At 60.4% G+C, this 24,185-nt stretch carries 20 protein-coding genes; 12 read left to right on the forward strand and 8 right to left on the reverse strand.

Features of this window, described 5'->3' with window-relative positions:
- Positions 1–27 precede the first annotated feature (27 nt).
- Positions 28–801: a 2,3-dehydroadipyl-CoA hydratase PaaF gene (gene paaF, locus NL64_RS17315; RefSeq protein WP_034149293.1), complete on the reverse strand. Its 774-nt coding sequence runs from the start codon at positions 799–801 to the stop codon at positions 28–30.
- 350 nt (positions 802–1,151) lie between these two features.
- Between paaF and paaY the strand changes: the two genes are divergently transcribed.
- From paaY to feaR, 3 genes are all read left to right on the forward strand, one after another.
- Positions 1,152–1,742, forward strand: a complete 591-nt coding sequence (paaY, locus tag NL64_RS17320; RefSeq protein ID WP_034149294.1) for a phenylacetic acid degradation protein PaaY — start codon at positions 1,152–1,154, stop codon at positions 1,740–1,742.
- A gap of 61 nt (positions 1,743–1,803) precedes the next feature.
- A complete protein-coding gene (paaX, locus tag NL64_RS17325) occupies positions 1,804–2,727 on the forward strand; it encodes a phenylacetic acid degradation operon negative regulatory protein PaaX (RefSeq protein ID WP_034149295.1) in 924 nt (307 codons plus the stop codon).
- Between the two features lie 85 nt (positions 2,728–2,812).
- On the forward strand, positions 2,813–3,727 hold the full coding sequence (gene feaR, locus NL64_RS17330) for a transcriptional regulator FeaR (protein WP_034149296.1): 915 nt from the start codon (positions 2,813–2,815) through the stop codon (positions 3,725–3,727).
- Positions 3,728–4,112: 385 nt separating this feature from the next.
- Here feaR and tynA read toward each other — a convergent pair whose 3' ends face one another.
- Entirely contained in the window at positions 4,113–6,401 is a 2,289-nt protein-coding gene (gene tynA / locus NL64_RS17335; protein ID WP_034149297.1) for a primary-amine oxidase, read from the reverse strand.
- A gap of 630 nt (positions 6,402–7,031) precedes the next feature.
- On the opposite strand from tynA, the gene NL64_RS17340 reads away from it, so the two are divergent.
- The 4 genes from NL64_RS17340 to NL64_RS17355 all read left to right on the forward strand — a co-directional run bounded on the left by NL64_RS17340 (position 7,032) and on the right by NL64_RS17355 (position 12,842).
- Positions 7,032–8,426, forward strand: coding sequence for an MFS transporter (locus NL64_RS17340; RefSeq protein ID WP_034149298.1), 1,395 nt, complete (start codon positions 7,032–7,034; stop codon positions 8,424–8,426).
- Between the two features lie 369 nt (positions 8,427–8,795).
- A complete protein-coding gene (locus tag NL64_RS17345; RefSeq protein ID WP_034149299.1) occupies positions 8,796–9,296 on the forward strand; it encodes a sigma-70 family RNA polymerase sigma factor in 501 nt (166 codons plus the stop codon).
- Positions 9,297–9,336: 40 nt separating this feature from the next.
- Positions 9,337–10,320: a FecR family protein gene (locus NL64_RS17350; RefSeq protein ID WP_034149300.1), complete on the forward strand. Its 984-nt coding sequence runs from the start codon at positions 9,337–9,339 to the stop codon at positions 10,318–10,320.
- Between the two features lie 98 nt (positions 10,321–10,418).
- A complete protein-coding gene (locus NL64_RS17355; protein ID WP_034149301.1) occupies positions 10,419–12,842 on the forward strand; it encodes a TonB-dependent siderophore receptor in 2,424 nt (807 codons plus the stop codon).
- 116 nt (positions 12,843–12,958) lie between these two features.
- On the opposite strand, the gene NL64_RS17360 is transcribed toward NL64_RS17355, so the two are convergent.
- Positions 12,959–14,110 (reverse strand): MFS transporter, encoded by a 1,152-nt coding sequence (locus tag NL64_RS17360; protein ID WP_034149302.1) that lies wholly within the window; start codon positions 14,108–14,110, stop codon positions 12,959–12,961.
- Positions 14,111–14,278: 168 nt separating this feature from the next.
- On the opposite strand from NL64_RS17360, the gene NL64_RS17365 reads away from it, so the two are divergent.
- Entirely contained in the window at positions 14,279–15,271 is a 993-nt protein-coding gene (locus NL64_RS17365) for a DeoR family transcriptional regulator (protein WP_034149320.1), read from the forward strand.
- 111 nt (positions 15,272–15,382) lie between these two features.
- Here NL64_RS17365 and codA read toward each other — a convergent pair whose 3' ends face one another.
- The 3 genes from codA to NL64_RS17380 form a co-directional block, all read right to left on the reverse strand.
- The gene (gene codA / locus NL64_RS17370; protein ID WP_034149303.1) at positions 15,383–16,627 is read right to left on the reverse strand and encodes a cytosine deaminase; all 1,245 of its coding nucleotides are present in this window, start codon (positions 16,625–16,627) and stop codon (positions 15,383–15,385) included.
- A gap of 306 nt (positions 16,628–16,933) precedes the next feature.
- Complete coding sequence (gene queD, locus NL64_RS17375) at positions 16,934–17,290, reverse strand: 6-carboxytetrahydropterin synthase QueD (RefSeq protein ID WP_008056290.1); 357 nt, start codon at positions 17,288–17,290, stop codon at positions 16,934–16,936.
- Positions 17,291–17,364: 74 nt separating this feature from the next.
- Positions 17,365–18,444: a hypothetical protein gene (locus tag NL64_RS17380; protein WP_034149305.1), complete on the reverse strand. Its 1,080-nt coding sequence runs from the start codon at positions 18,442–18,444 to the stop codon at positions 17,365–17,367.
- Between the two features lie 255 nt (positions 18,445–18,699).
- On the opposite strand from NL64_RS17380, the gene NL64_RS17385 reads away from it, so the two are divergent.
- The 4 genes from NL64_RS17385 to NL64_RS17400 all read left to right on the forward strand — a co-directional run bounded on the left by NL64_RS17385 (position 18,700) and on the right by NL64_RS17400 (position 21,313).
- The gene (locus tag NL64_RS17385; RefSeq protein WP_034149306.1) at positions 18,700–19,008 is read left to right on the forward strand and encodes a PepSY domain-containing protein; all 309 of its coding nucleotides are present in this window, start codon (positions 18,700–18,702) and stop codon (positions 19,006–19,008) included.
- Positions 19,009–19,082: 74 nt separating this feature from the next.
- A complete protein-coding gene (locus NL64_RS17390) occupies positions 19,083–19,328 on the forward strand; it encodes a PepSY domain-containing protein (RefSeq protein ID WP_411741411.1) in 246 nt (81 codons plus the stop codon).
- A 3-nt stretch (positions 19,329–19,331) separates the two neighbouring features.
- Positions 19,332–20,000: a response regulator transcription factor gene (locus tag NL64_RS17395; RefSeq protein ID WP_034149308.1), complete on the forward strand. Its 669-nt coding sequence runs from the start codon at positions 19,332–19,334 to the stop codon at positions 19,998–20,000.
- Complete coding sequence (locus NL64_RS17400; RefSeq protein WP_034149309.1) at positions 19,997–21,313, forward strand: sensor histidine kinase; 1,317 nt, start codon at positions 19,997–19,999, stop codon at positions 21,311–21,313. The genes NL64_RS17395 and NL64_RS17400 overlap by 4 nt, the downstream gene beginning before the upstream one ends.
- 126 nt (positions 21,314–21,439) lie before the next feature.
- Here NL64_RS17400 and NL64_RS17405 read toward each other — a convergent pair whose 3' ends face one another.
- Together NL64_RS17405 and NL64_RS31165 are read right to left on the reverse strand one after the other, a co-directional pair.
- On the reverse strand, positions 21,440–23,116 hold the full coding sequence (locus NL64_RS17405) for an MFS transporter (protein WP_034149310.1): 1,677 nt from the start codon (positions 23,114–23,116) through the stop codon (positions 21,440–21,442).
- A 281-nt stretch (positions 23,117–23,397) separates the two neighbouring features.
- Complete coding sequence (locus NL64_RS31165; protein WP_437176924.1) at positions 23,398–24,153, reverse strand: methyl-accepting chemotaxis protein; 756 nt, start codon at positions 24,151–24,153, stop codon at positions 23,398–23,400.
- Positions 24,154–24,185: the final 32 nt, after the last annotated feature.

A 24,185-nucleotide genomic window follows, 5' to 3' on the forward strand; every position in this document is an offset into this window, starting at 1 on the left:
CTCTCCTGGAGGTCTCGAATTCGGCGATTACTGGCCGGTGAAAGTCGGCGTGCGTTTTTCCTGGAACGCCGCGATGCCTTCATCGCGGTCGCGGGTCCCGGCCAGCACGGTGAAGGCGTGGCGCTCGAAACGCAGGCCGCTGGCCAGGTCGGTGTCCATGGCCTTGAGCAATGCTTCCTTGGCCAGGCGCACCGCCAGTGGAGCTTTGCCGGCAATGTTGCGAGCGATCTGCAGGGCGCGGTCGACAGTGAATTCCGGTTGCGTCACTTCGCTGACCAGTCCGGCACGCTGGGCCTGGCGCGCGTCAATCGGCTCGCCGGTCAGGACCATTTGCATGGCCATGGATTTACCGACCGCGCGTAGCAAGCGTTGGGTGCCGCCGGCGCCGGGCATGATCCCGAGGTTGATTTCCGGCTGGCCGAAACGAGCGTCTTCGCCGGCAATGATGATGTCGGCGTGCATCGCCAGTTCGCAGCCACCACCGAGAGCGAAGCCGTTGACGGCAGCGATCAGCGGTTTGCTGAAGCGGGTGATGGCTTGCCACGAAGCCTGGCGCGGGTCGTCGAGGATGCCGACCAGATCGCGTTCGGCCATTTCCTTGATATCGGCGCCGGCGGCGAAGGCTTTGCGGCTGCCGGTGATGACTACGGCGCGAGTCTCGGGATCGGCTTGTGCGGCGCTCAGTTCGTCTGCCAGCTCGCCCAGCAATTGGGTGTTCAGGGCATTCAAGGCTTGCGGGCGCTGCAGGGTAATCAGGCGGACGCCGGGCTCGATCATCTCGACGGCAAGGGTTAGAGGCATGGCGGATGCCCTCACGGTGCGCGCTCGGCGGTGATGCCGGCTTGTTATTGGATCGGCCGCTGGGGCCGGTTTTGTCGGAGTATACCTGTAACGTGATACGCAAAAGCAATACTGAAATTGATTTAATGTGTCCTTTTGTCGTTTGTTTGGTTTTAGCTTATCGAGTGAAAGAGGACGGTTGTGTCGCTTTAATGCCCGGTTTATATGGATTTTCGCGGGGTTTTCATGGGTCAATAAGGACGCCAGAGAAAGCCCTTTTCAAGTGATACGGTTTTTTTGTCTTTGTGATGGTAAAAGCGATGTGATACAAAACGAGTCAATATCGGCATCGCTTTGTGAAGGAACCCGCCATGACCTGCTACAGCCTCAATGGCCTGACCCCGGTGGTTGATCCCAGTGCTTACGTCCACCCGTCAGCCGTATTGATCGGTGATGTGATCATCGGCCCGCATTGCTATGTCGGGCCGCTGGCCAGCCTGCGTGGCGATTTCGGGCGGATCGTGCTGGAGGAGGGCGCCAATGTGCAGGACACCTGCGTGATGCACGGTTTCCCCGACAGCGACACGGTGGTCGAGCGCAACGGCCACATCGGCCACGGCGCGGTGCTGCACGGTTGCCGGATCGGCGCCGATGCGTTGGTGGGGATGAATGCGGTGGTGATGGATAACGCGCGCATCGGCCCGCGTTCTTTCGTCTCGGCAGCGGCATTCGTCAAGGCCGGCTTCGAATGCCCGGAGCAGTCGCTGATCATGGGCGCCCCGGCCAGCGTCAAGCGCAGCCTCAGCGATCAGGAAGTGGCGTGGAAACAGGCGGGGACGCGCGAGTATCAGCAACTGGCCCAGCGGTGTCTGGAACAGATGCAGGTCTGCGAACCGTTGAGCGAGCCGGAAGCGGATCGCCCGCGAATCAGCGACAGCGGCCATCGCCCCAAAGGCACCTGACCCCTACAGGGATTGGTGAATAATTCGGTATATTCCTTTTCTTTTTTTGCTCGGTACGCCCATGTCGTCCCTGACACCCTTGAACCATCTCATCACCCGCTTCCAGGAACAGACGCCGATCCGCGCCAGCTCGCTGATCATCACGTTGTACGGTGATGCCATCGAACCCCATGGCGGTACCGTGTGGCTGGGCAGCCTGATTCAATTGCTCGAACCGATCGGCATCAACGAACGGCTGATCCGCACTTCGATTTTTCGCCTCACCAAGGAAGGCTGGCTGACCGCCGAGAAAGTCGGTCGTCGTAGCTACTACAGCCTGACCGGCACGGGTCGCCGGCGTTTCGACAAGGCGTTCAAGCGGGTCTACAGCACCAGCATGCCGGCTTGGGATGGTTCCTGGTGCCTGGTGATGCTCTCGCAGCTGACCCAGGACAAGCGCAAACAAGTGCGCGAAGAACTGGAGTGGCAAGGTTTTGGTGCGATTTCGCCGGCGGTGCTCGCGTGCCCGCGGAGCGACCGTACCGATGTCAACGCGACCCTGATCGACCTCGGCGCCCAGGAAGAAACCATCGTCTTCGAAACCACCGCCCAGGACGTACTGGCCTCCAAGGCCCTGCGCCTGCAGGTGCGCGAGAGCTGGAACATCGAGGAACTGGCGACTCACTACAGCGAGTTCATCCAATTGTTCCGACCGCTCTGGCAGGCGCTTCGCGAGCAGGAAAACCTGCAACCGGCGGACTGCTTCCTGGCACGGATTCTGCTGATTCATGAGTACCGAAAACTGCTGCTGCGCGACCCGCAACTGCCGGACGAATTGCTGCCCGGCGATTGGGAAGGGCGTGCAGCCCGGCAGTTGTGCCGCAACATTTACCGTTTGATCTACGCCAAAGCCGAGGAGTGGCTGAGCAGTGCACTGGAAACCGCCGACGGCCCGTTGCCGGACGTGGGCGAGAGTTTTTATCGACGCTTTGGCGGGTTGAAATAACCCGCCGACATTCAGGGAGAGTCGCTGTTCAGGAGGATCCGTGTTTTGACGTAGACAATAAAAATAAGCCTGCGTGAGGCCTGCCATGATTTCTACAACCGCACAGCGCCAGGATGGGTTCGATCAGTGGATCCATCAGATCAACCAGATCTGTGGCGCCTTTAACGCGCAACCCCTGGGCAGCGAATTTTCCGGCCAGATCCGCGAGTATCGCAGTGATGCCCTGAAGCTGAGTTTTGTCGATGCCTGTCAGGCACGGCTGTACCGCACGCCGCAGGAAGTCGCGGCGGGCGAAGGCGGCAAATACTTTGCGGTGTTCCAGCTCGAAGGCACGGCGGGCATGGCCCAGGGCGATGACAAGGTGCTGCTGTCCGCCGGCGACATCACGCTAATCGACGCGGCGCGGCCCAGTGATTTCACCTACAGCGAAAATTCCCGGCAGTTGTCGCTGATCCTGCCGTATCAACTGGTGGAGCAGACTCTGCGCTTCAATCAGGTCAAGTGCGGCCATCGGATCGTCGCGACTTCGCCTATTGCGATGCTGTCGCACCGGTTGATCCTCGATGCGACGCGCCAGCAGAACCTCAGCCGTCAGGAAAGCGAAGCGACGCTGGAAGCGATTGTCAGCCTGCTGCGTCCGGCGATCAGCCAAACTGACGACTGCACCGATCTGCACGAACGCACCTTCCGCAAGACGTTGAGTTTTATCGATCAGCACATTCGCTCGGAAGAGCTTTGCCCGGAATGGCTGGCGCGGGAAGTGGGCATGTCCACTCGCGGGTTGTACCGGATGTTTGCCAAGAAAGGCCTGGTGGTGGCGCGTTACATCAAGAACCGGCGCCTGGATCTTTGCGCCGAATCGCTGCGCCAATCGGGCAAGGAACAGAAGCTGTCGGTGCTGGGGTATTCGTGGGGTTTTTCCGATTCGAGCTACTTTTCCACCGCATTCAAATCACGCTTCGGCATTGCGCCGGGGGAGTATCGCAAGCAGCATGCTTGATCGTTCATTGAACACCAAATAACCCCGTAGGAGCCGGCTTGCCGGCGATAGCGATGTGTCAGCTGGCAAAGCTGCTGCCTGACACACCGTGATCGCCAGCAAGCCGGCTCCTACAGGAGTTGAGGCTGATCCGGGTTTTCAACGCGCCCGCACCCCGTAGGAGCCGGCTTGCTGGCGATGGCAGTGGGTCAGCTGGCAATGCTGTTGCCTGACACACCGTGATCGCCAGCAAGCCGGCTCCTACAGGAGTTGAGACTGACACGGGTTTTCAACGCGCCCGCACCCCGTAGGAGCCGGCTTGCTTGGCGATGGCAGTGGGTCAGCTGGCAATGCTGTTGCCTGACACACCGTGATCGCCAGCAAGCCGGCTCCTACAGGTTGGGTGTTACTTCGGGGAGTTGAGGTTCAGCGTCGGCGTTTCATCGAAGAAGTTCCAAGGCTTGAGCAGCACATGCACCCACTCGGTCGGCATGATCGGCCACTCTTCAGCACGGGCGATGTGGGTGGTGCCGGTGGTCAGCCACACCACATCGTCGGTGTTCTCGATCGACTGGTTATCCTGGGTGAATTGCCCCAGGCCCGAGTCCTTGTCCGAGCGGTTCGGATACTTGCCTTCCGGGTACTTCTCTTCCGGGTTGTACTGCGTCACCCACAGTTGCTTGTCCATGAAATTCAGGCGGTGATAGAGCCATTCGTCCTTGCCGAAGTTAGCGCCTTTGGCCACCGGGTGCGTGCCGCCGGCATACGGAATCAGTTGATAGGAAACCGGGTTGCCGACTTTGTTTTCCTTGCTGAAGTTGGTCAGCAGGCGCACGGTCGACGGGTCGAATTTCTGCGCACCTTGCTGCTCGGTGCTGACCACTTTGGTTTCAGTCTGCATGGTGCTGGTTCGCGGCCCGCCACGGTCGTTGGGCAGGACCACCGGGTTCACTTCCACCAGCGAGTTTTGCTCGCCGTCCACGTCCATATCGAGGCGGAAGTTGTAGATGTGCTGGTGCGTGGTGCCGACAATGTTGTGGTCGAGCAGGGTGCCGTAGCGCGTGTCTTCCTTGGCGGTTTCTTCGTGCATGGTCCTGGACTTCACGCCCTTGACCGCTTCGATACCGGTGGCGCCCGCGTCGATGCCGATGGTGCCGTTTTGCTGGAAGACCCAGTCGAAGATGTAATCGTAGTTGCCGACGGTGCTGATCCAGCGCACCACCAATTCACGACGTTCCGCGCTGAGGTTGGGCTGGCCCATTTCCTGGTGTTTGTACTCCGGGCCGGCATAGCGCTCGAACACGGCGATGGCGCGCGGGATCGCGGTCGGTGCGCCGGTGTAGTCGGCGATGGTCGCATCCAGCAGCACGGCGTTTTCCGGGGCGTCTTTGCCTCGGGCGATTGGCGAGGTCAGGGTGCCCATGCCGTAGTCGCCGGAGTCGAGATACGCCTTGAAGTACCAGCCGACATCCGGGTCGCCGTAAGGCACGATCATGCCGCCCAGCGAGCCCTCGTACATGATTTTGCGTTTCTTGCCCTTGTCATCGTAAGTGACGGTGGACAGGATCGGGCCAACCCGCGAATCGAGGCGAACGTGGAAGTCCCAGTTCTGCCAGTGAATGCTGTTGCCGGTGATGGTGTAGTTCTTGCCTTCGGGTTCGATGATTTCCAGTGGCTTGACCTGCACACCCTTGCGCCCGCGACCGTCATACGGCGTCGGTTTCATCGGCACCGGGATGAGCGCTTCGTCCTCGATCTTGATCAGTTTCTTCTGTTCCAGATCGACGATGGCCACCAGGCCCTCGATCGGGTGCGCCCAATAGTTGCCGTCATCGGTGTTGAGGTAGCTGACGATCTTCAGCAGACGCTTGTCCTGCGCCAGACCATCCTTGCCGTCGAAGTAACCCACCGTCAGCGGCGTCGCCACGACTTTTTTCACGTCATTGATGCCGCGCTTGGCCAGGGCTTGCGCGTATTCCGGGCTGCTCTCCACGGCCGCTTGCACCGTGGCGAAGTCGTCCAGCAAGACCATGCCGTGGGCGCCTTCAACCGGTTTCCACGATGTGAGTTGTTTGCTGTCGAGATCGACCAGCGCTTCGATCACATGCTTGCCGTCCAGCACTACGATGTTGGCTTGGCGCGGCTGCGTGACGTTTTGCCCGGTGTAGACGAAGTTCCAGACCTGGTCTTTCGGCGGCGTCTTGATCGAGATTTCGGTGAAGCGGAAACCGGGTTGGTAGTGCTCGGACTTCTTGACGATGTCCACCGCCGCATTGATTTCATCCGCGCTCAATGGGTTGAGCGGGTTAGGGCGGGTTTCCACGACGAAAGTGGTGTCCAGGCCGGACTGGAAGACCTGGTTGATGAAGTCCTTGGACATGAACGCGGTTTTGCCCTTGAACACTACGGGCACGGTCAGCTCCATGCGTTTGCCGTTGAGCATGGCCACTTTGCTGTTCGGCTTGACCTTGAGATAGACCCCATCCTTGGCAATGGTGAACAGGTTGGAATAGTCGTCCCATTTGACCGACGCACCAAATTCCTCGAGGCCCGCTTGCAACGGCACCATTTCGGCGTGACCGCCGTGAGCCTGCGCAGTGCCCGCCCAATAAGGCAGGCCGAGCGTGCCCAAAGTGATAGCCAGCGCGAGCCGGGCCAGCGGTTTTCTGTTTCGCAACGCAAGGGAGGTGAACATTCTGGGTTCCTTCGGAAAAACCGATGACAGGCATGCCCGCACTTTGCTACAGCCTGTGAATGGCTGCTTTGGGAATCCTGCCAGATTAGTTTGGATCTGTGCCTTTTTTAGCTCTGATGAAGCGCGTTCTGATCGATGCTCTGTTGTTGTCGTACAACATGGAGCTAACAAAAACCAACTTCCAATCAGACAATGGTCGGAGATGGAAGCTGCTGCAACAGAACCAAGCGCTTGTTTCACAACGTTATTCGATTATATGTAGCGTTTTCAGGCTAGTCAGGCCGTTCAGATCTAAGGGTTTTTTGTGTTGACAGTAAACCAGCGTCTGGCTATAAATCTCGCAAGTCATACGACGACATATGACATGCGCGTGTATTTTAAAAATAAAAATGAGTGTCGACATCAGCATGAATCCAATCGCCCCCCTCTCGTTCAGAAATCCCCGTGTTCACCCACCCACACAATTGCGCCCGTTACCGGTGACAGCCCAGCAGTGATTCGCGTGAGAAATGCAGGCTGACCAACAGTCTCGTTTCGCAGTGAGTTGTCCGATGAGCTGTCCGAAAATGCCCAATTGATCTCGATTTACACCGAGAGATCATCACCAAAAATCTACAATAAAGTGATGCCATGAATCTGAACGAGACCTTCACTGCGCAGCGTGTCAGCCAGTCCGTCGGTAAATACCGGTGGACCATTTGTGCGTTGTTGTTCTTTGCAACCACCGTCAACTACCTCGACCGTCAGGTGCTCAGCCTGCTGGCGCCGGACCTGTCGAGGCAATTTGGCTGGAGCAACACCGATTACGCCAACATCGCTGCGGTGTTCCAGTTCACCTACGCGATTTCCATGCTGTTTGCGGGCCGGGTAGTCGACAAGATCGGCACAAAGGCGGCTTTCGTGGTGGCGATTTGTATCTGGTCGACTGGCGCGGTCATGCACGCGTTTGCCGAACCCATGGGCGAGGGCATTGCCTCCATCTGTGCCACGCTGGGCATCGCGGTCATCCCGGTCTCGATCGCCGGCTTCATGCTGTCGCGCGCCGTGCTGGCGATAGGTGAATCAGCCAACTTCCCGACCGCCATCAAGGTTACCGCTGAGTATTTCCCGAAGAAGGAACGCTCCTTCGCTACCGGGATTTTCAACTCTGGCGCCAACGTTGGCGCGATCCTGGCGCCTATTTCGGTGCCGCTGATTGCCAGCCTGTGGGGCTGGCAAGCCGCGTTCATCGTGATCGGCATGCTGGGCTTCATCTGGATGGGCGTATGGCTGGTGCTGTACGACAAACCGGAAAACCAGAAGCGCCTGTCGGCGTCGGAACTGGCACATATCCGCAGTGATTCGCCTGCCAATGCCGCAGTGCAGACTGGCGCTGACAAAAAGGTTTCGTGGTTCAAACTGCTGAAATACCGTCAGACCTGGGCATTCGCTTTCGGCAAGTTCATGACCGATGGTGTGTGGTGGTTCTTTCTGTTCTGGCTTCCAACCTACCTGTCGGAACAGTACGGCTTGAAGGGCGCAGCGATTATCGTGCCATTGGCCGTGCTGTACAGCATGACCATGGTCGGCAGTATCGGCGGCGGCTGGTTCCCGAGCTACTTTATGGCGCGCGGTGACAAACCGTATGACGGCCGCATGAAAGCCATGCTGGTGATCGCCGTGTTCCCGTTGGTCGTGCTGTTGGCGCAGCCGCTTGGTCACATCAGTGTCTGGGTACCGGTGTTGCTGATTGGCATTGGCGCCTCGGCGCATCAGGCCTGGTCGGCCAACATCTTCACCACCGTGTCCGACATGTTCCCGCAAAAGACCGTTGCTTCGGTGGTCGGCATTGGTGGTATGGCGGGCGGCTTGGGCGGCGTGTTGCTGACCAAGATCGGCGGCTGGGTGTTTGACTATTACAAATCGGTCGGCGAAATCCGTACCGGCTACATGATCATGTTCGCCATCTGCGCCGTGGCCTACCTGGTGGCGTGGAGTGTGATGAAGACGCTGGTGCCACGTCACAAGGAAATTACCGATTTGTGAGTGACGGTTAGAACCCACGTTGAACAAGGCCGCTGAGCAATCAGCGGCCTTTTTTTGTGCTTAGACCGATAGCGCAATACCTGTAGGAGCCGGCTTGCTGGCGATGGATGCACCGCGGTTAACCAGACCACACGCATCATCGTTCACGACCATCGCCAGCAAGCCGGCTCCTACGGAATTCGCATTCCAATGTAGGAGGCTGCGATCTTTTGATCTTGCCCTTTAAAGATCAACGTCAAAAGATCGCAGCCTTCGGCAGCTCCTACAGGAACCGAATTAAAGGGCTTCCAGAGCCGCAGGGCGGCAAACGATTGCTTCGTTTTAATAAGAAGCATTACTATTCACGCCCCGTTTACACAGCACATCGCAATGACCCCCAAGCTGCCCCGCAGACACGGCTTTTTCGAGCATTACGAAGAGTTGGTTGGCACCTGGACCCGTCGCCTGAGAAATCGTCAGCAGGCCGAGGATCTGGCCCACGATACCTTCGTGCGAGTGCTTGAGTCCGATTCGGCGGCGGTGCAGCAACCACGGGCGTATCTGCACCAGACCGCGCGCAATATCGCGGTGGATGGCTATCGGCGTGAGGATCGGCGGGGCGCCATGGAGTCGGAGGCGATTGATCACAGTGTGTCGTCATCCGGCGACCCGGAGCATCTCATGCATGCGATCCAGTTGGCTGATTCCATCGAACGGGCGCTCACCGAGCTGCCGGTCAACTGCCGCAAAGTGTTTGTCTGGCAGAAAATCGAAGGCCTGACCCAGGCCGAAATCGCCGAACGCCTGGGACTGTCCAAGAACATGGTGGAAAAGTATATGATCCGCACGCTGCGGCATCTGCGCGATCGCCTGGAAGGACTGTACCCGTGATCGGCCGCGCTTTCTCATCCCCAGCCAAACAGGAACTTCCATGATGGATACTCGTGATTGTGCGTGCGGGCAAACAGCGGTTCGCGATGACGCGGCGCGGTGGTTTGTGCGTTTGCAGGAACCCGCGGTCGATGTCGTAGAGTATCGCCAGTTCGAAACCTGGCTGAATGAACACCCCCAGCACCGCGACGAATTCGAATGGCTCCAGGGCCTGTGGAAAGCCACCGACCTGGTGCCAGCGGCGCGTTTGCAGGCCTTGTGCGAAGAAGCGCCGGCGCGCCGTCAACGTCGGCCGATGCTGCGTTACGCGGTGGCCGCCAGTGTGCTGGTGGTGGCGGCGGGATTGGGGCTGTTCAGCGGCTTGAATCACCCGACGCCGTACACCGCCGAATTTTCCACGGCACTGGGCGAGCGTCGGCATGTGGCATTGCCGGATGGCTCGGTGGTCGACCTGGACAGCCGCAGCCGGATTCAGGTGCGGTTTGAGAAGGATCGTCGCGCCATCGAGTTGACCGAAGGCGAGGCGATGTTCAGCGTCGAGCACGACACCAGTCGGCCGTTTGTAGTTGAAGCGGGCAGCGGCAAGGTCACGGTCACCGGCACCCGTTTCGATGTGCGCCGGGGCAGCGCTGACACGCGGGTCGTGGTGGAGCAGGGCACGGTCAAGGTTCAGGGGCGCGAAGGCGCCGACACCGATTTCATCAACCTCACCGCCGGTCTCGGCACCCATGTCGATGCCCAGGGCAAAGTCGCAGCGGCTTACGCGGTTAATCCAGCTGAAATGACCGCCTGGCGCAACGGCAAACTGGTGTTCAACAACGCCAGCCTCGCCGATGTCGCCGAGCAGGTCTCGCGCTACCGCGAGAAGCCACTCAAGGTCGGTAACGCGGCGGTGGGCAATCTGCGCCTGACCAGCGTATTCAAATCCGACAACACCGACGCGCTGCTCAAGGCCTTGCCGAACATCCTTCCGGTGGCCGTGCGCACCCTCGATGACGGCAGTCAGGAAATAATTTCAAAATAAAATTCAGGTTTTTTTCGAGTTCATCGTCTTCCTGTTCAACTGCAACTGGTTTGCATTAACAAGCGCACACTCTTGCGATCCACAGGACTACGTTCGACGTGAAAAAATCCATCGCTAAAAACAACAAATTCCCTTGGTTGCCGTTGGCGCTTGCGCTGGCGGTCAAAGTTGCGATGCCGCAGGCATTCGCCGCCGACGCCATCCACATCAAGGCGCAGCCATTGGGTCAGGCCTTGAGCGAGCTTGGCCAACAAACGTCGCTGCAGGTTTTTTTCAGTCCTGAACTGGTCGCCGGCAAGCAAGCCCCGGCGGTGGACGGCAATATCTCGCCGGAGGAGGCGCTGCGTCAGTTGCTGCAGGGCAGCGGCCTGCAATACCAGATCGATGAAGGCTCGGTGACGCTGATGCCGGCACCGGTTGCGGCGGTAAACGGCCCGCTGGAACTGGGCGTGACCGACATCAAGGTGGTCGGCGACTGGCTCGGCGACGCCGACGCCGCCGTGGTGCAAAACCACCCGGGCGCGCGCACCGTGATCCGACGTGAAGCGATGGTCGAGCAAGGCGCCATGAACGTCGGCGACGTGCTCAAGCGCGTACCCGGCGTGCAAGTGCAGGACGCCAACGGGACGGGCGGCAGCGATATTTCCCTGAACGTCGGTGTGCGTGGCCTGACCTCGCGCCTGTCGCCACGCTCCACCGTGTTGATCGATGGCGTGCCAGCAGCGTTCGCGCCTTACGGCCAGCCTCAGTTGTCCATGGCGCCGATTTCCTCCGGTAACCTCGACAGCATCGACGTGGTGCGTGGCGCCGGTTCCGTACGCTACGGACCACAGAACGTAGGCGGCGTGATCAACTTCGTGACCCGGGCGATCCCGGAACAAGCCTCGGCGGAAATCGGCTCTACCCTGGAAACGTCCCAGCACGGCGGCTGGAAGCACATCGACACGTTATTTGCCGGCGGCACCGCCGATAACGGCATGGGCGTGGCGCTGTTGTATTCCGGCGTGAACGGCAACGGCTATCGTGAAAGCAACAACGGCAACGACATCGACGACGTGATCCTCAAGACCCACTGGGCGCCCACCGATGTCGACGATTTCAGTCTCAACTTTCACTACTACGACGCCAAGGCCGACATGCCCGGCGGCCTGACCCAGGCGCAGTACGACGCCGACCCGTTCCAGTCCGACCGCGACCACGACAACTTCAGCGGCCGCCGCAAGGACGTGTCGTTCAAATGGGCGCGGCTCATCGGTGAGCGCACCCAGGCCGAAGTGCTGACTTACTATTCCGACAGTTTTCGCGGCAGCAACATCGCCGCCCGCGATCAGAAGACCCTCGGCTCGTTCCCGCGCACCTACTACACCTTCGGTATCGAACCGCGTGTGTCCCATGTGTTCGACCTCGGCCAGACCACCCAGGAAGTCAGTGTCGGTTATCGCTACCTGAAAGAAGGCATGCACGAAGAGGCCAGCCGCCTGGCGCTGGTCAACAACGAGCCGGTGGCGCGTCCCGGTTCGGACGGCCATGTCTATCAGGACCGTACCGGTGGCACTGAAGCCAACTCGGTGTACGTCGACAACAAAATCGATGTCGGCAACTGGACCATTACCCCGGGTATCCGTTTCGAACACATCAGCACCGACTGGCACGACCGCCCTGTGCTCGATACCGCTGGCCGGCCTGTGCCGGAAAAGCACCGCAGCATTGAAAGCAACGAGCCACTGCCGGCCCTGAGCGTCATGTATCACATGTCCGATGCCTGGAAGCTGTTCGCCAACTACGAAACCTCGTTCGGCGCCCTGCAATATTTCCAGCTCGGTCAGGGTGGCGCAGGCGACGAACCCGCCAATGGCCTTGAGCCGGAAAAGGCCAAGACCTACGAGATCGGCACGCGCTACAACGATGATGTGTGGGGCGGCGAAGTGACGCTGTTCTACATCGACTTCGACAAGGAGTTGCAATACATCAGCAACGACGCGGGCTGGACCAACCTCGGCGCGACCACGCACCGTGGCATTGAAACGTCGGTGCACTACAACATGGCGGCGCTCGACCCGCGCCTCGAAGGCCTCACCGCCAATGCCGGCTTCACCTACACCCGCGCCGTTTATGAAGGTGAAATTCCCGGCTTCAAGGGCCGCGACCTGCCGTTCTACTCGCGCCAGGTGGCGACGGCCGGCCTGCGCTATGACATCAACCGCTGGACCTACAACATCGACGCCTTCGCCCAGTCCAAACAGCGTTCGCCGGGTGTCGCCGTGAACGCCGATGGCAGCTTCACCAACAACTACATCACCGAAGGCACCGCCGATGGCCAGTACGGCGACATTCCGGGTTATGTCACTTGGAACGTTCGCAGCGGCTATGACTTCGGTCCGTCGGTGTCGAACCTGAAAGTCGGGGCCGGGGTGAAGAACGTTTTCGACAAGCAGTATTTCACCCGCTCCAGCGACAACAATTCGGGTATGTACGTTGGCGCACCGCGCACGTTCTTTGTGCAGGCCAGTGTCGGTTTTTAATAGTTAAAATCAAAAGATCGCAGCCTTCGGCAGCTCCTACAGGTCCAGTGTCGTTCACAAATACTGAGTACGACGCAATCCTGTAGGAGCTGCCGGAGGCTGCGATCTTTTCGCTTTTAAACCTTCAACACCTTCCCGCCAATCGCCACGGCCACCAGCAACAGCGCCATCAGCCCAAAAGCAAAACTCAAACTGGCGGCATGGGCGACGAAGCCGATCACCGCAGGCCCCGCAAGAATCCCCGCATAACCCAAGGTGGTAATCGCCGGCACAGCGACGCTTTCCGGCATGACGGTCTGTTTACCCACTGCGGTGTACAGCACCGGCACAATGTTCGAACAACCGGCCCCCAACAGCGCGTAACCCACCAGCGCCGCTTCCCAGTTCGGGGCAAAGGTCGCGAGAAACAACCCGGCCGCCGCCGTCAGCCCGCCGAACACAATCACCCGCGTCGCCCCAAGGCGTCGCACGATCGAGTCACCGGTCAACCGCCCGGCGGTCATGGTCAGGGCAAACGCTGCGTACCCCAATCCGGCATAGGCCGTGTCGATCCCGCGCTCCTGCGCCAGGAACACCGCGCTCCAGTCCAGCGCCGCACCTTCGGCAAGAAACACGATGAAGCACATGCCACCGATAAACAGCACGATACCGTGGGGAACGGCGAACGCCGGTCCCGAACTCTCGCTGCCGTAGGGCAATAGATGCGGCGCAGCTTTGGCCAGCGCAATCAGCAGCAAGACAATCACCACCAGCGTCGCGCCCAGCGGCGAAATCCCCAGGCCGAGCAAGCCACTGACGCCCGCCGCCCCGACAATCCCGCCGAGGCTGAACAAGCCGTGGAAGCCCGACATCATGTTCTTGCCGCTGGCCCGTTCGACGATCACCGCTTGCAGGTTCACCGTTGAATCCACCGTGCCGAGGCCGGCACCGAAGATGAACAACGCCGCGATCAGCGCCGGGATCGAAGACACCGTCGCCAATAGCGGCAGGGCCAGACAGATCAGCAAGGTCCCGCCAGTCGCCACTTTGCGACAGCCAAAACGCGTGGCCAGAAGCCCGGCCATGGGCATCGCCAGAATCGAACCCACCCCCAGGCACAACAGCAACAATCCGAGGGTGCCTTCATCCAGGCCGGCGCGAGCCTTGGCATACGGCACCAGCGGCGCCCACGCAGCGATGCCGAAACCGGCGATGAAAAAAGCGATGCGCGTGGACATTTGCTCCAGGCGCCCCGGAACGAAAGAGCTCTGGTTGTTGAGGTTGGTCATATCAATCCTTGGCAAAAAACGTCGCGTCTCCAACGGACAGTGATCCTCCCGCAAGGGTTCGATCAGCGTCCGCAGGGTTTGCGCTGAAACAGGCTGACATCCTTGCACAGCCAGGGCGTGTTTCGCGATATGTTGAGCCCGATCAACGATTCCAGCACGGAGGGCGCCATGGCGCGGATGTACGATGCACGAGGCAATATCTACATGGTGGTGGCGCCCGAGGACTTGCGCCACCAGGGTATCGACTTGCCCGAACAGGCCAGCCACGCTGCGCAAACCCGCGAGGCCTGGGCGTTGGCGGCGATCGAGGCTTGCTGTGGCTGGGCCCCCGGCACTCAACCACCCGGTAGCAAGGAGCATTGCAGCGATGGGCTGCTGGTCGGCCCCTTTCAGTTATCGCAGCCTTTTGATTTGTTGATCGTCAACACCGACGGCACGCTGGCCGAACGCAGCGGCAACGGGCTGACGATTTTTTCCCAGGCGCTCAGCGATCAGGGGCTGTGGCCGAAGGACGAGGCTTGCCGGCTCCGGGTTCATCACGACAAGGCTGATGTGCTTTCGCCTGGGGAAATCTCGGTGAAACCGGCCGTGGTCGAAGAGGTAAAGGGATTTTGGCTGGACCTGGGCAAACCCGGATTCGGCCCGGAGGCGGTCAGCGCTCACGGGGTTGAAAGCGTGACGCTTAACGGGCGCGAGCTGAGCCACGTGCAGCCGCTGTCGTCACTCAATGCTGCCTGGTCACGCAGCCAGTTCGCGCGGGTCGGCAATCCCCATTGCGTGACCCTGGTGCAGAGCGTGGACGCCCTGCCGAGCAATGAGCAGATGCGTGAGCCGGGGTTGTCCGAAGGGCTGACGCGTATTGCCTACGCCATGCCAGCGGGAGCAGGACGGCCATGTCCAGCAGGGATCAACCTGCAATGGGCGATGCATGAGTCCGGGCAGCGAGTGAGCGCGCGGGTGTTCGAACGCGGCGAAGGGCCAACGGCATCGTCGGGCACCAGCGCTACTGCGGTCGCTTGCGCGGCTTGGCGAGTGGGGTGGGTGAATGCCGGCGAAGTGAAAGTGGTGATGCCCGGTGGCACCGCGCCGATTTTGCTGGAGGAAGAGCAGGGGGAGTTGAGCCGGGTGAGTCTGTTTGGTACGGCTCGGTTGATTGGTTGATAGTTAGATAGCTATCGCGGGCAAGCCCGCTCCCACAGGTTTTGTGAACGACTTAAAATCATTGTGGGAGCGGGCTTGCCCGCGATGGGGCCTGTCCAGTCCCTGCAAAACTCAAATCAGATTACTGAACTCCACCACCGGCATCGTCCGCTTCATCAACACCTTGCCGCCGCGAACCGAATACAGCGGCAACCCCTGACTTCGAATCACCTCGTAATCGCTATCCGCCGACAGAATCAACAAATTCGCCGGCCGTCCCGGTTCCAGTCCATACCGACTACCCAAGGCCATGGCCTTGGCGCTGTTGTCGGTGACCAGGTCCAGGGCGCTTTGCAGATTGCGGTAACCGAGCATGTGGCAGATGTGCAGGCCGGCTTCGAGTACCCGCAAAATGTTGCCGTTGCCCAGCGGATACCACGGGTCGACGATCGAGTCCTGGCCGAAACATACGTTCATGCCCGCTTCCAGCAACTCGTTGACCCGGGTCACGCCCCGGCGTTTCGGAAAGTTGTCGAAACGTCCTTGCAGATGGATGCTCTCGGTGGGGCAGGAGACGAAACTGATCCCCGAATGCCCAAGCAGGCGAAACAGTTTGGCGCAGTAAGCGTTGTCGTAAGAGCCCATGGCCGTGGTGTGGCTGGCCGTGACCCGCGAGCCCATGCAGCGGCTGCGAGCTTCTTCAGCCAGCACTTCGAGGAAGCGTGAGTGCGGGTCGTCGGTTTCGTCACAATGCACATCGACCAGGCAACCTGTGCGCTCGGCCAGGTCCATGAGGAACTTCACCGAACTCACGCCCTGTTCGCGGGTGTACTCGAAATGGGGAATGCCGCCGACCACGTCTGCGCCCATGTGGATCGCTTCTTCGATCAAATCGCGACCGTTGTGATAGGACTCGATGCCCTCTTGGGGAAACGCGACGATTTGCATGTCGATCAGGTGACGACTTTCCTCGCGTACTTCGAGCATCGCCTTCAGGGCGGTCAATTGTGGGTCGGTGACGTCGACGTGGGTGCGTACGTGCTGGATGCCGTGGGCGGCGAGGTTCTGGATGGTTTTCTTCGCCCGGGTCTTGGTGTCTTCCAGGGTGATAGTCGCTTTGCGCTCGCCCCAGCATTCGATGCCCTCGAACAGCGTGCCGCTCATGTTCCAGCGTGGCTCGCCGGCGGTCAGGGTTGCGTCGAGGTGGATGTGCGGCTCGACAAAGGGCGGCACCACCAGGTTGCCGCCGGCGTCCAGATCGTCCGGCCCCAAGGTTGGGGCTTCAGTTTGCCGGGCGATGTTGCTGATCAGGCCGTTTTCCAGGTGCAACTCATGCAGGCCTTCTTGGTTGCGTAGACGGGCGTTGATGATGTGCATGAGTGAATCCTTTTGAAGAATCTTGTCGGCTGTCTCTCTACGTTAGCTTGCCAGTGGCAATCCTCGCCAGCGGCGTTGGTCATTGCATTGAAAAATGTGGGAGCGCTTTCGTCAGCCTGTCCGATGGGCGAGTGAGAGCCAAAAATATCAGGCATAAAAAAACAGCCGTTAAAGGCTGTTCATTTAATCAACTGACGAAACGCATTCCCCTGTAGGAGCAGCCGCAGGCTGCGATCTTTTGACTTTTGATTTTTTAAAGCACGATCAAAAGATCGCAGCCTGCGGCAGTTCCTACAGGGGATTCGCTTATTCGCCGCGATAGATGCAACCGCTGGTGCAGGTTTCGTGGATTCGAATCGCACTGAGTTCCGGCAGCAGTGGCTTGAGCTCGGCCCAGATGAATTTGGCCAACACTTCACTGGTCGGGTTTTCCAGGCCAGGAATATCGTTCAGGTAGTTGTGGTCCAGACGTTCGTACAGCGGCTTGAAGATCGCCTTGATCTCCGAGAAATCGCGAATCCAGCCGGTATGCGGATCCAGATCGCCGCTCAGGTGAATGGCCACTTTGAACGAGTGACCATGCAGGCGCCCGCACTTGTGGCCGTCCGGGACGTGGGGCAGGCGGTGGGCGGATTCGAAAGTAAACTCTTTGAAGATTTCCACAGGTATTCAGCTCTGTTCAGGTGGCGATCGCCGCGGCGATTTGGGCAGGCGGCGAGTTTAACAGCTTGCCTTGACTAAAGGGTCAGCAAGCGCTCGCCGAGGCGACCGTTGGCGGCCAGTTCGAGGAATTCGTCGCCCAGCCGACGGCTTTCATCCATCGCCGCGCGCCAGTATTTCTGCCGGCTCGGCGCATCACCCATGAAACGCTTGAAGTCATTTCGGTCCGGCAATTTGCCGTAGGGCAGACGCGCCAGGTACTCCTTCGATGGCGCCAGCAGCAACACGTTCTGCAAGCGCGCCGGACAGGCGCGACGCCACGGCAGGGTCTTGTCGAACCAGCCGGGAATCACCCGGTCGGTGAAGTGCGGATAGAGCACGATGTCGTTGCCGCTGTAGGGCAGGTCGAGGTGATAGTCCAGCAGACCGCCATCGCGAAACGTTCCTGCGCCGGCGCCCGGCAAGTCGCGTACGCCTTCCATCACCATCGGGATCGAACCCGAGGCGAGCAAGGCCTGGCGCAGGTTGCCAGCGTTCAGCGCGACGAAGCGCGAAGGAAAGTCGTTCAGCGCATCGACTGGCGGCGCCAGGCGCGGGTCGTGGATGATCAGCCGTTCGAAGTGCCGCGACAGCCGCGCGCGCCCGCGCAGGTTGTCGGCGATCACCGACGACAGTCCCAGGCCCAACCGACCGCGATGATCGTCCGCGAGCAGACCGTGGCTTTTGACCACCATGATGTTCAAGCGGTAGTGGGCATTGTCGAGAAGGGCGGCGTCGCGGCCGTCGAGCAAGTCATCGAGCATGCGCCGTGAGCTCTGGCTGATCTGCGCCATGGTCACGCCTTTGGCGAAGTGCTGCTCGGTGTAGAGGTGACCGAGGCGACGGATGCCCTCGGCGGCATCCGGCAGGCAGGCACTGGCGAAGCGCCAGGAACCCACCGACGCACCGATCAGCGAGCGCTCCCGAGGTGCCGCCGGCAGCCATTCGCCGAACAACGCCAGGTCCAGCCCCTGAATCCCCAACGCCTTCGGACCACCGGCGGCGCCTGGCAGTGTGCCGACATCGGCGGCACTCAGACCGTTTGCACGGATGCGCGCGAAAGCACGGGGGCCGGCCTTGAGGGTCAGGGAGGGGAACTTGATGTGGATGGCGGTCATACCGGTCTCGAATGTTGGCAAGCGGGCAAGATTATAAACGTGTGTCACTTGTTGTGTTCGCAAGCGGTCCCTGTAGGAGCTGCCGCAGGCTGCGATCTTTTGATTCTGTTTTTTAAAATACAAGATCAAAAGATCGCAGCCTGCGGCAGCTCCTACAGGGGGATCGCGGGCCAATGATGGCCATTCAGTTTCAATTAAGTTCATATCGCTAAGGTGGCCCCCGTAGGCAACACATAAAAGAATACGGAGACACCCATGAAAACCCTGACTGCCCTGTTCACCGCGTCCCTCTTCGGCCTGACCGCCAGCCTCGCCCACGCCCGCGATCTGGGCCCGGACGAAGCACTTAGGCTGCGCGACGCTGGTACCATTGTGTCTTTTGAAAAGCTCAATGCCACCGCGCTGGCCAAGCATCCCGGTTCCACCGTCACCGAAACCGAGTTGGAAGAAGAGTACGGCAAGTACATCTACCAGATCGAACTGCGCGATCCGCAGGGCATCGAGTGGGACCTGGAATTAGACGCGGTCAGTGGGCAGGTACTCAAGGATCATCAGGATTCGTAATGACGCTGCTTTCTTTTACACATCGGCGCGCCGCCAGCCTGGCGCTGCTGTTTCTGGCTTTTTGCTCGGTGGTCATGGCCCGCGACCTGGATCAGGACGAAGCTCTGCGCCTGCGCCAACGGGGTGTGATTCTGCCGCTTGAGCAACTGTTGCAGCAGGCGCTGGACCGCTATCCGGGGGCCAAACTGCTGGAAGCCGAGCTCGAAGAGAAACACGACGTCTACATTTATGAAGTCGAGTTGCTGACCACCGAAGGCGTGGTCCGCGAACTCGACCTCGACGCCGCCACTGGCCGCTTACTCAAAGACAAGGAAGATTGACCGATGCGTTTGCTCCTGGTGGAAGACCACGTGCCCTTGGCCGACGAACTGATGGCCGGCCTCAATCGCCAGGGTTACGCCGTGGACTGGCTGGCCGACGGTCGCGATGCGGTGTATCAGGGCAGCAGCGAACCCTACGACCTGATCATCCTCGACCTCGGCCTGCCGGGCATGCCGGGGCTTGAAGTGCTGGCCCAGTGGCGCGCCGGCGGTCTCGCGACGCCGGTGCTGATCCTTACCGCCCGGGGTTCCTGGGCCGAGCGCATCGAAGGCCTCAAGGCAGGAGCCGACGATTACCTGACCAAACCCTTTCATCCCGAAGAACTGCACCTGCGGATTCAGGCGCTGTTGCGTCGCTCCCATGGCCAGGTCAATCAGCCGACGCTTCAGGCGGCGGGGTTGCATCTCGATGAAGGGCGTCAGTGCGTGACCCGCGACGGCGCGGACATTCAGCTGACGGCGGCCGAATTCCGCTTGCTGCGTTACTTCATGCTGCACCCGGAACAGATCCTCTCGAAAAGCCATCTCGCCGAACACCTCTACGATGGTGAAACCGAGCGCGATTCCAACGTGCTGGAAGTCCACGTCAACCATCTGCGGCGCAAGCTCGGGCGCAGCGTGATCGAAACCCGTCGCGGCCAGGGTTACCTGTTCGGCGGACAAGCCCGGTGAGGTCTATCCAGCGCCGCTTGAGTCTGGGTTTGATCAGCGTGATGGTGATCGTCGGACTGGTGCTGGCGCAAACCAGCCTGTGGCTGTTCGAAATGGGTTTGCAGCGCTATCTCGAAGCCGGGCTGCGCAATGACAGCGAGAGCTTGCTGGTGGCGCTGGTGCGGGGCCCGCAGGGTTTGCAGTTGGACGAGCGACACCTGTCGCCGGCCTATCAGCGACCCTTTTCCGGTCACTACTTCCGCATTGATTTTGCCGACAGCCATTGGCGCTCGCGTTCGCTGTGGGATCAGGAACTGCCGCGCCTCGAACACCCCGGCCTGCACAGCAACTTGCAGTTGGGCCCGGAAGGCCAGCAGTTGCTGGTGCTACGCTCGGACTATCGCCGCTTGGGCCAATCGATTTCCATCAGCGTGGCGCAGGATTACACCCCGGTACGCGAAAGCTTTCGACGCATGCAACAGGTCGGCCTCGGCCTGGGGCTGGCGGGGTTGTTGCTGATTCTGCTGCTGCAAAGGATCACCGTGCGCCGCGCCTTGCGGCCACTGGAAAAGGCCCGCGAGCAGATCGCGCAATTACAGCAAGGCCAGCGCTCGCAACTCGATGATCAAGTGCCGGTAGAACTGGAGCCGCTGGTGGCGCAGATCAACCACTTGCTGGCCCACACCGAGGACAGCCTCAAGCGCTCGCGCAATGCCCTGGGCAACCTCGGCCATGCGTTGAAAACCCCGTTGGCGGTGCTGTTGAGCCTGGCCTCAAGCGAGCAACTCGACGCGCATCCGCAGCTGCGCAAGATCCTCAAGGAGCAACTGGAACAGGTCCAGCAACGGCTCAATCGCGAACTCAACCGCGCACGGTTGTCCGGCGATGCGCTGCCGGGAGCCTTGTTCGATTGCGATGCCGAGCTGCCAGGCTTGCTGGCGACGTTGAACATGATCCATGGCGAACACCTGGCGCTGAGCTACCGCGCCCCGGCCGGCCTGCAATTGCCCTGGGATCGTGAAGACCTGCTGGAATTACTCGGTAACCTGCTGGACAACGCCTGCAAATGGGCGGACGCCGAGGTGCGGTTGAGTGTGGTCGAGACTGCGGACGGTTTTGAGCTGAGTGTGGAAGACGACGGACCGGGCATCCCCGAAGACCGCCGCGATCAGGTGTTCAGTCGCGGCACACGGCTGGACGAACAGACCGACGGGCATGGTTTGGGCCTGGGTATCGTGCGTGACATCGTCGAAACCTGGGGTGGGGTTTTGCGCTTGCAGGAGAGCGAGTGGGGTGGGCTCAAAGTGGCGATCGAGTTGCCCAAACGAATCTGAAGACACCCGCAAACCCTGTAGGAGTGAGCCTGCTCGCGATACCGGTCTGGCAGCCACAGTGATAGTGAATGTGCCGCCGTCATCGCGAGCAGGCTCGCTCCTACATTGATTTGTGTTGAGTCGGGCTCAGGTGTGATGAATCTCCCGATCCTTGGTTTCCGGCATGAAGAAAATGCCTAGCACCGCTGTCATCACCGCGATCACGATCGGGTACCACAGCCCGTAGTAGATATCCCCCGTGGCCGCCACCATGGCGAATGCCACCGTCGGCAGGAAGCCGCCGAACCAGCCGTTGCCGATGTGATAGGGCAGCGACATCGAGGTGTAGCGGATGCGCGCCGGGAACAGTTCCACCAGCCAGGCGGCGATCGGGCCGTAGACCATGGTTACGTAGATCACCAGAATCGTCAGGAGCAACAGCACCATCGGGTAGTTGGTCTTGGCCGGGTCGGCCTTCTCGGGGTAGCCCGCCTCTTTGAGCCCGGTGGCGAGCGTGGCGGTGAAGGCATCGTTCTTGGCCTTGAAGTCGGCGGCCGGCATGCCGGTGCCCTCGAAGCTCTGGATTACTTTGTCGCCGATGCGCACTTGCGCAACAGCCCCAGGCTCGGCCTTCTCGTTCTTGTAGGGGATGGCGCGCTTGGCCAGAACGGTCTTGGCCAAGTCACAGGAACTGGTGAATTTGGCCTTGCCCACCGGGTCGAACTGGAACGAACACTGGTCAGGATTGGCGATCACCGTGACCGGGTTTTTCTCCTGCGCGATGAACACGTCGGGGTTACCGTACTGGGTCAGCGCATGGAAGATCGGGAAGTAGGTCAGCGCCGCGAGGATGCAGCCGGCCATGATGATGCCCTTGCGGCCGATGCGGTCGGACAGGCTGCCGAAGATGACGAAGAACGGCGTGCCGATCAGCAGTGAGCCGGCGATCAGCAGGTTGGCGGTTTGCGGGTCGATCTTCAGCGTTTGCAGCAGGAAGAACAGCGCATAGAACTGCCCGGTGTACCAAACCACTGCTTGGCCAGCGGTGCCGCCGAGCAGGGCCATGATCACGATCTTGAGGTTGTCCCAGCGAGCGAAGGATTCTGTCAGCGGCGCTTTCGAGGCTTTGCCTTCGGCCTTCATTTTCAGGAACACCGGCGACTCGCTCAGTTGCAAGCGGATGTACACCGAGACGATCAGCAGCAGGATCGACAGCAGGAACGGAATCCGCCAGCCCCAGGCTTCAAAGGCCTCAGTGCCCAGCACGGTGCGGCAAGCGAGGATCACCAGCAGGGAAAGAAACAGGCCGAGGGTTGCGGTTGTCTGGATCCACGAGGTGAAGTAGCCGCGCTTGCCTTTCGGCGCATGCTCGGCCACGTAAGTCGCGGCGCCGCCGTATTCACCGCCCAGCGCCAGACCTTGCAACAGGCGCAGGGTGATCAGGATGATCGGCGCCGCCACGCCGATGGTTGCGTAGCCGGGGAGGAAACCCACGATCGCCGTTGAAATACCCATGATCACAATGGTGATCAGGAAGGTGTGTTTGCGCCCGATCATGTCGCCCAGTCGCCCGAACACGATTGCCCCGAAAGGCCGAACGGCGAAGCCGGCGGCAAACGCGAGCAGGGCGAAGATGAAGGACGTGGTCTCGTTGACGCCGGCGAAGAAGTGCTTGGCGATGATCGCGGCGAGGGAGCCATAGAGGTAAAAGTCGTACCACTCGAACACGGTGCCGAGGGACGAGGCGAAGATGACTTTGCGCTCTTCCTTGGTTATGCCGTGGTGAGGCGCGCTGCCTGTGCTTGTGTTGTCGATTGCCGCCATGAGTTTTCTCCGTTGTTCTTGTTTTAGGCCGGAGCACCTCTCATTTGTTGCCGTACCCGGGCCATGGGACACAGACTGACGGCCTCGCATCGCTGCAAGGTTTCATGAAGCATAATCGCGTTTGCGTAGATATCCACTCGCCATCATACGAAGACGCAGGAACAGGGGATGGCGAACACAAAAACTGTAGGAGCGAGCCTGCTCGCGATAGCGGCGGCACATTCAACATCAATGTGTCTGACACACCGTCATCGCGAGCAGGCTCGCTCCTACAGGGAAACTTAAACGCGGAACTGATCCATCAGACTCTGCTGCTGATTCGCCAGGCTATTGAGCGACTGACTCACCCGCGCCGACTCATTGGCCTGTCCCGACAGCGACTCGGTGACGTCACGAATGGTCGCGACGTTGTTGTTGATCTCCTCGGCCACCGCGCTTTGCTCTTCGGCGGCACTGGCGATTTGCAGGTTCATGTCACTGATGACGGTAACCGCCTCGCCGATCTGCCGCAGCGCCGTCACGGCTTGTCCGACCTGCTCGACGCTGCCCTGGGCCTGACGATGACTGTTGCCCATCGACCCGACCACATCCTGCGTACCGCTTTGCAGTTGCTCGATCACCAGGCGGGTTTCTTCGACCGACTCCTGGGTGCGCCGCGCCAGATTGCGCACTTCATCGGCCACTACGGCAAAACCACGCCCGGCCTCACCGGCCCGGGCCGCTTCGATCGCGGCGTTGAGCGCCAGCAGGTTGGTCTGCTCGGCGATGGCGCGGATCACTTCGAGTACCGAACCGATCTTCTCGCTGTTGGCCGCCAAACCTTCGACCTGCACCATCGCCGCGCTCATGTCGGCAGCGAGGTTGTCGATGCTGGTGGTGGTGCGGTCGATCACGGTCAGGCCCTGACGGGTCGCTTGATCGGCATCGCGTGCGGCCTGCGCCGCTTGGGCGGCGCTGCGGGCGACGTCCTGGGCGGTGGCGCTCATTTCGTGGGACGCGGTCGCGACCTGATCCACCTGACGGTATTGCTGCTCCATGCCGGCGCTGGTCTGGGTGGCGATGGCAGACG

The organism is Pseudomonas fluorescens (genome assembly GCF_000802965.1).
Taxonomy (GTDB): Bacteria; Pseudomonadota; Gammaproteobacteria; order Pseudomonadales; family Pseudomonadaceae; genus Aquipseudomonas; species Aquipseudomonas fluorescens_A.

Coding starts and splice junctions, on each gene's coding strand:
- tynA (WP_034149297.1), bottom strand. CDS start 6,401: ATGTTCACCTCCCTTGCGTTGCGAAACAGAAAACCGCTGGCCCGGCTC.
- NL64_RS31165 (WP_437176924.1), bottom strand. CDS start 24,153: ATGGAGCAGCAATACCGTCAGGTGGATCAGGTCGCGACCGCGTCCCAC.
- NL64_RS17365 (WP_034149320.1), top strand. CDS start 14,279: ATGGCGCGGATGTACGATGCACGAGGCAATATCTACATGGTGGTGGCG.
- NL64_RS17360 (WP_034149302.1), bottom strand. CDS start 14,110: ATGACCAACCTCAACAACCAGAGCTCTTTCGTTCCGGGGCGCCTGGAG.
- NL64_RS17385 (WP_034149306.1), top strand. CDS start 18,700: ATGAAAACCCTGACTGCCCTGTTCACCGCGTCCCTCTTCGGCCTGACC.
- paaF (WP_034149293.1), bottom strand. CDS start 801: ATGCCTCTAACCCTTGCCGTCGAGATGATCGAGCCCGGCGTCCGCCTG.
- NL64_RS17345 (WP_034149299.1), top strand. CDS start 8,796: ATGACCCCCAAGCTGCCCCGCAGACACGGCTTTTTCGAGCATTACGAA.
- codA (WP_034149303.1), bottom strand. CDS start 16,627: ATGCACATCATCAACGCCCGTCTACGCAACCAAGAAGGCCTGCATGAG.
- NL64_RS17380 (WP_034149305.1), bottom strand. CDS start 18,444: ATGACCGCCATCCACATCAAGTTCCCCTCCCTGACCCTCAAGGCCGGC.
- NL64_RS17395 (WP_034149308.1), top strand. CDS start 19,332: ATGCGTTTGCTCCTGGTGGAAGACCACGTGCCCTTGGCCGACGAACTG.
- NL64_RS17340 (WP_034149298.1), top strand. CDS start 7,032: ATGAATCTGAACGAGACCTTCACTGCGCAGCGTGTCAGCCAGTCCGTC.
- feaR (WP_034149296.1), top strand. CDS start 2,813: ATGATTTCTACAACCGCACAGCGCCAGGATGGGTTCGATCAGTGGATC.
- paaX (WP_034149295.1), top strand. CDS start 1,804: ATGTCGTCCCTGACACCCTTGAACCATCTCATCACCCGCTTCCAGGAA.
- paaY (WP_034149294.1), top strand. CDS start 1,152: ATGACCTGCTACAGCCTCAATGGCCTGACCCCGGTGGTTGATCCCAGT.
- NL64_RS17405 (WP_034149310.1), bottom strand. CDS start 23,116: ATGGCGGCAATCGACAACACAAGCACAGGCAGCGCGCCTCACCACGGC.
- NL64_RS17350 (WP_034149300.1), top strand. CDS start 9,337: ATGATGGATACTCGTGATTGTGCGTGCGGGCAAACAGCGGTTCGCGAT.
- NL64_RS17390 (WP_411741411.1), top strand. CDS start 19,083: ATGGCCCGCGACCTGGATCAGGACGAAGCTCTGCGCCTGCGCCAACGG.